This is a genomic window from Streptomyces sp. CC53 (assembly GCF_001865245.1).
In the GTDB taxonomy this organism is placed as follows: Bacteria; Actinomycetota; Actinomycetes; order Streptomycetales; family Streptomycetaceae; genus Streptomyces.
Genome location: NZ_MKXB01000198.1, coordinates 1 through 7,837, shown reverse-complemented (window position 1 = coordinate 7,837; position 7,837 = coordinate 1). Strand labels below are relative to the sequence as shown.

Below are 7,837 nucleotides of genomic sequence, written 5' to 3'. Positions count from 1 at the left end.
GCCGAACGTCCGAGGGCCGGCCAGGAGACGGTCGAAGGTTCCGTCGTCAGCCCAGCGGGCGAAGCGTCCTTGGACGGTCTGCCACGGACCGAACCGCTCGGGCAGGTCCCGCCAGGACACACCGGTGCGGAACTTGAACACGATGCCTTCCAGCACCTGACGGTGATCACGCCACCGTCCACGGGCCCGGCCCACCGGCGGCGACAACGGCGCGATCACCGCCCACGAGCATCAGACAACTCGGCTACCCTCACGACCAGACCAACGATCCGATGATCGGAAAGACACTCCCTAGAGCCGTGGCGGCGCAGGTGGGAAGCCTGCTCAGCGTTGGGAACGGCAGGGCGGCTCCCTGCCGGAACCTTGGTGCGGTCGGTGAGGGTGACCCGCTGTACGTCCGGGCTCCTTTCGGCTGCCGCGAGCGTCTGTGGCATCCTCCTGTAGGCGCTGTCGTGAGCGGTGGGGGGCGTCCAGCGCCCGGCCTCCAGGTAGCGGTGCAGGCTGTCGAGGCGGCTGCGCTCGGCGCGCACGCCCAGCCAGACGAGCTCGACTCGATGAGCGGCGGCGAACTCGCGGGCGGTCGCCACGGTCATCTCTGGATCCCGGAACACCCCCTCCAGTATCAGGCTGTATCCGTGGTCGCGAGCGTGCTCGATGCTCATGCGCATCCAGGCTTCGGAGGCCTGGGCGGTGACGTTGGGGAAGAGCAGCGGATGGCCGTCGAGCAGTTTTTGATACCGAGGGTGAAAGGCGCGCAGCTCGTCACCGGTCAGCGGAACGAGCTGCCGGTCGGCATGCCGCCGCTGGGCGGCCGCCATGGCCTGGCTACGCGCCGTTCGGTCTCGACGGTGGCCCAGAACGGGTGAAGGACGCCGCCACATCTGCCTTACGGGGGCCATCGGCTCACTCCCCGTGTTCCGGCCACACTTCGTGGCGATTGATGGTCAGCGCTGCGCCGTCGACGACGCCACCCGGCGTTGTTCCATGCACCGCGCCGACAGTCAAGCCCGATCGAGACGGCCACGGCCGGCCGCTCACCCCGGCACCGAGTCACCTCTTGAGAGAGGTGACTCAGTGTCTTGGTCTGGCCCTCACCCGTCTCCTCCCTACGCCTCAGTCGTGGAAGACGAACGTCACGTGGCGAAACTGCGCTCGGGCACCTTCGTGCACCTCGGTGAGCACCGATACGTGCCTTAGTCGACCGCTGGCTTGATGCCAGAAGGGCCGCTTGTCGGAATTGACGTGGATATCGCCGTGCTCTTCGATCCACGCCGGCAGCTCCCGGTAGGCCGTCCGGACTCGCTCCGTGGACAGCAGCTCCTCATGCATGGCCACGAGTTGCCGATCGTTCGGAAGCTGCTGGAACAGGGCGGAGAAGTTCGCCATAGCCGGCAGAAGCCAGTAGTCCTTGAACGGCGCCCAGGCTCGACCTAACTGCTGATAGGCCAGCGGGTGGAACAGGATGTACCGCAATCCGTTCCGCAGAGGCATCGCCGTCCTGTGCCTCGGCACGTTCCGGAACAGGGCACGGTACGGCTCGTTGGCGAGTACAACGTCCGCCATGTGGTCGATCACCGTGGAGGGATGTGCCACGGCGTCTATATACCGCTGGTAGACCGCCATCTCGGGCGAGCTGCGCAGCTGGGGGTTCGACTGCGCGGGCGGCCGATGGCCGGTCAGCTCATACAGCGCCGCGCGCGTGGGGTCGCTCATGGCGAGCACATCCGCCAGCTGCTCGACGCTTTCCGGCGCCAGCCGGAGCGGGTCCCGGTACCAGTTCAGCAGTGTCCGCGGGGTGATGCCCAGCTGCTGTGCCAGGTCACCCTTGCCGAGCTTCAACCGCTGGCGGGCGCTCTCGATGACACCGACGGCAGGATGCTCATTCCTGGTCGGCTCCCGCGGCACCCTGCTCGAAGCAGCCCTGTCGGTCAGCACATCCTCCACCCCTCACGCGCCGCGGGGACGGAGAGACCGCACGCCGGGCCGCATCCCCCGGTGCTGGTCCGAGCGCAGAGCTTAACGGAAACGCCGTTTCTGGTTTCTGGTGCTCCGGGCGAAAGGAGGCAGAGTAGGGCCAGCTCAGCGGCCGGGAGAAACCTGCTCGTCGTGCCGCGGGCGGAAGGGCACCCCTACCCGTGCATGCCGTCGTTGTGTCGACACAATGCTGGGAGTTGTGGTTCCGGTGCGCCTCCGTGCTCCTCCCGGCCAGCCTTCGTGACAAGCCCGCCAGGCAGGGGGAGCCCGGGCGGGCGGAGTCCCGCCCGGGCTGTGCACCATCATCGACCTTCGCCTGCTACCCCTCGGTCGGTGTAGAAGGTGACGGAGTCACCGCCCGGGCCCTGTGTGCCGTACGCCGCGCCAGCCGGGCCACCGCCATCCGCTGCCGTTCAGCGGACTGGACGTACAAGACCAGTACCGCTTCCTCGATCAGGCCAGCAACGTCGGCGACCTCGTCGGGCGCGTACCCCAGGCCATCGTGGACGGAGTCGTTGCCCAGCAACCGGGCCTCGTGGAAAGCATCGATCACCGACTGCGGCACATGGAGCCGGGCCAAGTCGCCGATCATCGCGTACAGGTTCCTCCCCGCGGCTCCGCGCTCCTTGCAGATTTCTTCCACCACGGACCGGTAACCGACCCCGGCGAGCCGGAAGGCCCCCGCCGCTTCGGGTGGGGTGCTGGGGGAGGTCGGTGGTGGAGCGCGTGCTGAGATCACCGAAACCGTCGTCCGCGCCCTGGGGCGCATCAGCAGCGCCGCTACCTACGGCTACAACGGGATCCTCATCGTGCGCCGCGGCGAGCATCCCTGGGACGACCCGGAGAGGCCCATCTACACACGGGTGGGCGGCGCCGGCGGCCTGAACCACGCAACGTCTGCTCCGCCGCGACGGCTGTTAGGGCAACGAGCAGGGAGTCCTTCATCTGACCCTCCAAGAGTCGATCCACCCGCGGAGCACGGACCCCGCGGCTACACGGTCATCCCAGAGGAAGACCACATGCCTTCCCGAGCACGAGATGATCCGTAGGAAACGGCCTAGGGCGCTGGTCGCAGGGCGGCCGCGCCCGAACGGGTGGGAGAGCGACCTACGTACGGCACCCCCGCGCCCCCGTGCGGCCCTCTCGCCCCTGAGAACCCACTGCGCCCCAAGTGCCGCACCCCTCCGGCGGCCTCTTGCATCTCTGGCTCCCGCATCCCCTCCGGCGGCTTCTTGCATCTCTGGCTCCCGCACTCCCTCCGGCGGCCCCTTGCACCTCAGACCTCCGCACTCCCTCCTGCGGTCCCCCGTGCAGCGCGGACTCCTGCACCCCGACTGCGGTCCCCGCCCCACGCGTGCCGCCCGCTCCCGCGGCCCCCGCCGCGCCCCGCATCCGCCGCGACGGCTCCCGGCACGGGGCAACCCCAGGGCGGCCCCCGCCGTCTCCAAGGGTGGGAGCAGCGCTGTGGAGGGGCAGTCGGGAGGAACGGACCACCTGTCGGACGGCACCGGCCCCGTGCGGCCTCGTGCGGGCCGGTGCGGCATGCCACGCGGTCGGCCGGGTCGGCGGGTTCGGCACGCGGCATGACGGGTCGCGGGGCGAGGCCCGAGGGGCCCGCCGCCGTTGACCGGGGCAGCCAGGGCACCGCAGGCACCCTGACAGCCGGGGAGCCGGGGAACTGGGGCAGCCGGTTCGGCCGGGGTGTGCACGACCCGTGTCGGCGCACCGGGTGCCGCGCGACCGGTGCGACGGACCGGCGGTGGGGAGCCGCAAGGGGGCGCCAGGGCGATCCGGCCAGCCGGGAAGGGCGCAGGCACCCGGGTCCGGAGCCCGCTGCAGCCGTTCCCACCTGCGCGTCCGACCGATCGATCATCGTTCGGCGGCGGCTGAGGTCGGACAGGGTACTGCATGATCACAAAAAAGGATGTGCTGCATGGGAATTCTGTCCGGTTTCCAGTCGTTGTTTCCTACGGATGCAGGGCACCCGACAGGGTGTCGCGACCTACTCAGCCAAGGGAGCTCGCATGGCAACCCGTGCCGTCGTCCGTGACCAGTCCGCCACCACCGGGACACAGCGGGCAGACAGCGTTCGCGGGGAGATCGCCGACCGCGACCTGGTCGGCATGTACCTCGACGAGATCGCGCGGACTCCGCTGCTCGACGCCGCCAGGGAGGTCGAGCTGTCCCAGATCATCGAGGCCGGGGTGTACGCCCGGCAGATTCTGGACGGCGAGATCGACGCGCCCGCGGGCGGTGCGACCCGCGAGGAGCTGGAGCTTCTGGCAGACGAGGGGGAGCGTGCCAAGGACGTCTTCATCCGCTCGAACCTACGGCTCGTGGTCGCGGTCGCCCGGCGCTACCCGCGCAGCGGCCTTCCCCTGCTGGACCTGATCCAGGAGGGCAACGCCGGCCTTGTGCGCGCGGTGGAGAAGTTCGACTACACCAAGGGATTCAAGTTCTCCACGTACGCGACGTGGTGGATCCGCCAGGCCATCACCCGGTCCATCGCGGACCAGTCGCGCACGATCCGGCTCCCCGTCCACCTGGTGGAGGAGCTGGGCCGGATCCGGCGGGTGCAGCGCGAGTTCAACCGCGAGCACGGCCGCGAGCCGGAGCCCGCGGAGATCGCCGCCGACCTGGGGTCGACGCCGGAGCGGGTCGGCGACGTGCTGGACTGGGCGCGCGACCCGGTGTCGCTGAACATGTCGGTGGACGACGCGGGAGAGACCCAGTTCGGTGACCTGCTGGAGGACACTTCGGCGGTGTCGCCCGAGCAGTCGGTGCTCACCCTCCTGCGCAGTGAGGAACTGGACGACCTGATCGACCGGCTCGACCACCGGACCGCCTCCATCATCCGGATGCGGTACGGCATCGAGGACGGCCGCGAGCGGACCCTCACCGAGGTCGGCAAGCAGCACGGCCTGACCCGGGAGCGCATCCGCCAGATCGAGAAGCACGCCCTGTTGGAGCTGAAGCGCCTGGCCCGCGACACGGGCTTCGACGCGGCGGCCTGACCCCGCCCGGCCCGCCAGGGCCGGGCCCCAGACCCACCGCCCTGCCCGGATCCCCCCCCCTGGGGCGGGGCGGTGGCCCAGCCGCAGCGCTCTGCCCCCCGGCAGGGCGCTGCGGTCTGCCCGGGCACCGCCGTCGCCGGGCCACCGGCCCCCGGATGTCCGCCGTCACCCACCCGGCGGCCCCGGCTGCCCGGCGCCCTGTCCTCCCGCCCGTGACAGCCGCGCCCCCAGCTCCGCCACGTGCGTCACCAGCGCGTCCGGCCCGTGGAGCGTGAAGTCGCAGCCCGTGAGGGCCAGCCGCACCGCCAGCCACTCCACCGACTCCGCCACCCGGGCCGTCAGCCGGCATGTCCCCTCGCCGGTCGCGACCGGCGCCAGGTGCGGCGGCAGGCGCCGCGTCACCTGCTCGGCCGGCGCCGCGAAGGTGACGTCCAGCTCCACCTCCTCCCGGCGCCGCCGCAGCGACCGCTCCAGCAGCGTCGCCGCGTCACCGGTCGGCAGCTCCCGCGGCGTGAAGCGGGCTCCGGTCGGGAACGGGTCGCCGACGCGGTCGACGCGGAACGTGCGCCAGTCCTCCCGCCCCAGGTCGTACGCCACCAGGTACCAGCGGTACCCGGTCGACACCAGCCGGTACGGCTCCACCTGCCGCCGCGACTCGGCTCCGTCCCCCGCCCGGTAGGCGAAACGCACCCGTTCCTGCCCGGTGACCGCACCCGCCAGCGCGGTGAGGACGCCTGCGTCGACCGTCGCACCGTCACCGCGCGTCAGCGGCAGTGTCGCGCTCTGCAGCGTCGACACCCGGTGCCGCAGCCGGGACGGAAGCACCTGCTCCAGCTTGGTGAGAGCCCGCACGGACGCCTCCTCCACACCCTCCACCGCGTGGCCGGCGCCCGCGCGCAGCCCCACCGCGATGGCGACGGCCTCGTCGTCGTCCAGGACGAGGGGCGGCATCGCCGCACCGGCGACCAGGCGGTACCCGCCGACGGCTCCCTTGGACGCCTCCACGGGATAGCCGAGCTCGCGGAGCCGGTCGATGTCGCGCCGGATCGTGCGGGGACTGACGTCGAGCCGCTCGGCCAGTTCGGGCCCGGGCCATTCGCGCGGTGTCTGGAGCAGGGAGAGGAGCCTCAGGAGACGTGCCGGTGTGTCCGTCATGCCTCCACCATGACGCACCACTAGGACACGAACTGTCCTAGTGGCGTCCTAGCGTCTGCGGCATGACCTCCGAGACCTCTCCACGGACCTCCCCGCGCACGGGCGAACGCCCGGGCCACCGCCCCGCGTCCGCCACGGACCGGGACCAGCGCCCCCCTTCCGACCCGGCCCCGCAGCCGCACTCCGGCGGAACCGCCGGCCCGGAGGCCGCGGGCGCCGCACCGGACCGGCGGCGCTGGTTCGCCCTGGCGATCGTCATGACCGCGGCGTTCATGGACCTGGTGGACGTCACGATCGTCAACATCGCCATCCCCGCGATCCAGCGGGACCTGGACGCGGGCTTCGGCGCCATCCAGTGGATCACCGCCGGATACGCCCTCGCCTTCGCCGCGGGCCTCATCACCGGCGGGCGCCTCGGCGACATCCACGGCCGCAAGCGCCTGTTCCTCATCGGTGTCGCGGGGTTCACCCTCGCGTCCGCGCTCTGCGGTTTCGCCGCGTCCCAGGAGATGCTGGTGGCCTCCCGCATCCTGCAGGGCGCCACCGCCGCGCTGATGGTCCCGCAGGTCCTGTCCATCGTGCACGCGACGTTCCCGGCGCACGAGCGGGGCAAGGTCTTCGGGCTCTTCGGGGCGGTCGTCGGCCTCGGCGCGGTGTCCGGCCCGCTGCTCGGGGCGCTGCTGACCCAGTGGGACCTGTTCGGGCTCGGCTGGCGGCCGATCTTCCTCATCAACCTGCCCGTCGGCATCGCCGCGCTGCTCCTCGGCCGGGCGTTCATCACCGAGTCCCGGGCGCCCAAGGCGCTCCGCCTCGACCTGCCGGGTGTCGTCGTCGCGGTGTCCGCGATGCTGCTCCTGATGTACCCGCTGACCCGGGGCGCCGAACTGGACTGGCCCCTGTGGTGCTTCGTCGCGATGGCGGCCGCGCTGCCGGTGTTCGCGGGCTTCGTCGCCTACGAGAAGCGCAAGGCGCGCCGCGACGGTTCGCCGCTCGTCGAGCTGTCCCTGTTCCGGGTGAGGAGCTTCGCGGCGGGTGTCGCCGTGCAGCTCGTCTTCGGCGTCAGCCTCGGCATCTACTTCCTGGTCTGGACCCTGTACATGCAGATCGGCCTCGGCTGGAGCGTGCTGCGGGCCGGTCTGACCGGGGTGCCGTTCTCGATAGCGGTGTCCGTAGCGGCGGGGATCTCCGTGCAGAAGCTGGTGCCCCGCTTCGGGCGGAAGGTCCTCCAGGCGGGCGCGCTGACGATGACGGCGGGCATCGGGCTGTACGTGTGGGAGTCCGACCGGTACGGCATGGCCATCACGTCCTGGCAGATGGCGCTGCCGCTCGTCGTGATGGGGGCGGGCATGGGCCTGATCGTGGCACCGCTGACGGACGCGGTGCTGTCGGAGGTGCCGCGGGAGCACGCCGGTTCGGCGTCCGGGCTCATCAACTCCGTGATGCAGATGGGCAACGCGCTGGGGCTCGGCCTGGTGTCCGTGGTGTTCGTGCCCGCCGGTGCCGGCCCGGCGGTCGTGGCGGCGTTCGAGGGAGCACTCGGCTGGGTGGCCGCGGTGCTCGGCGTGGTGTTCCTCCTGATGTGCGCGCTTCCCGCGAAGCCGCGGCTGCACGCCGAGGCGGAGGCGGCGGAGGACCCGGCGCCCGCCGCCGACGGCGCCGGGAACGGCGGGACGGCCGGCGCCTCGGGTGCGGAG

General features: G+C 71.5%; 5 protein-coding genes and 2 pseudogenes. 2 read left to right on the top strand and 5 right to left on the bottom strand.

What is annotated here, in order from left to right:
- The 4 genes and pseudogenes from BJP40_RS32375 to BJP40_RS32370 all read right to left on the bottom strand — a co-directional run.
- Positions 1–254 (bottom strand): annotated as a pseudogene (locus BJP40_RS32375) (transposase); the annotation flags it as partial.
- Positions 255–377: 123 nt separating this feature from the next.
- Positions 378–818 (bottom strand): annotated as a pseudogene (locus tag BJP40_RS26820) (zeta toxin family protein); the annotation flags it as partial.
- Between the two features lie 295 nt (positions 819–1,113).
- Positions 1,114–1,935 carry a helix-turn-helix transcriptional regulator gene (locus BJP40_RS26815; protein ID WP_071283004.1) on the bottom strand — a complete coding sequence of 274 codons (822 nt, stop codon included), beginning with the start codon at positions 1,933–1,935 and terminating at the stop codon, positions 1,114–1,116.
- Between the two features lie 358 nt (positions 1,936–2,293).
- Positions 2,294–2,743, bottom strand: a complete 450-nt coding sequence (locus BJP40_RS32370; RefSeq protein ID WP_079171502.1) for a DUF4145 domain-containing protein — start codon at positions 2,741–2,743, stop codon at positions 2,294–2,296.
- 1,255 nt (positions 2,744–3,998) lie between these two features.
- Between BJP40_RS32370 and BJP40_RS26805 the strand changes: the two genes are divergently transcribed.
- Positions 3,999–4,988 carry an RNA polymerase sigma factor RpoD/SigA gene (locus BJP40_RS26805; protein ID WP_071273401.1) on the top strand — a complete coding sequence of 330 codons (990 nt, stop codon included), beginning with the start codon at positions 3,999–4,001 and terminating at the stop codon, positions 4,986–4,988.
- Between the two features lie 165 nt (positions 4,989–5,153).
- On the opposite strand, the gene BJP40_RS26800 is transcribed toward BJP40_RS26805, so the two are convergent.
- Positions 5,154–6,143, bottom strand: coding sequence for a YafY family protein (locus BJP40_RS26800; RefSeq protein ID WP_071283002.1), 990 nt, complete (start codon positions 6,141–6,143; stop codon positions 5,154–5,156).
- Positions 6,144–6,205: 62 nt separating this feature from the next.
- Here BJP40_RS26800 and BJP40_RS26795 point away from each other — a divergent pair.
- Positions 6,206–7,837 (top strand): MFS transporter (locus tag BJP40_RS26795; RefSeq protein WP_107416874.1); only part of this gene is annotated, 1,632 nt, incomplete at its 3' end.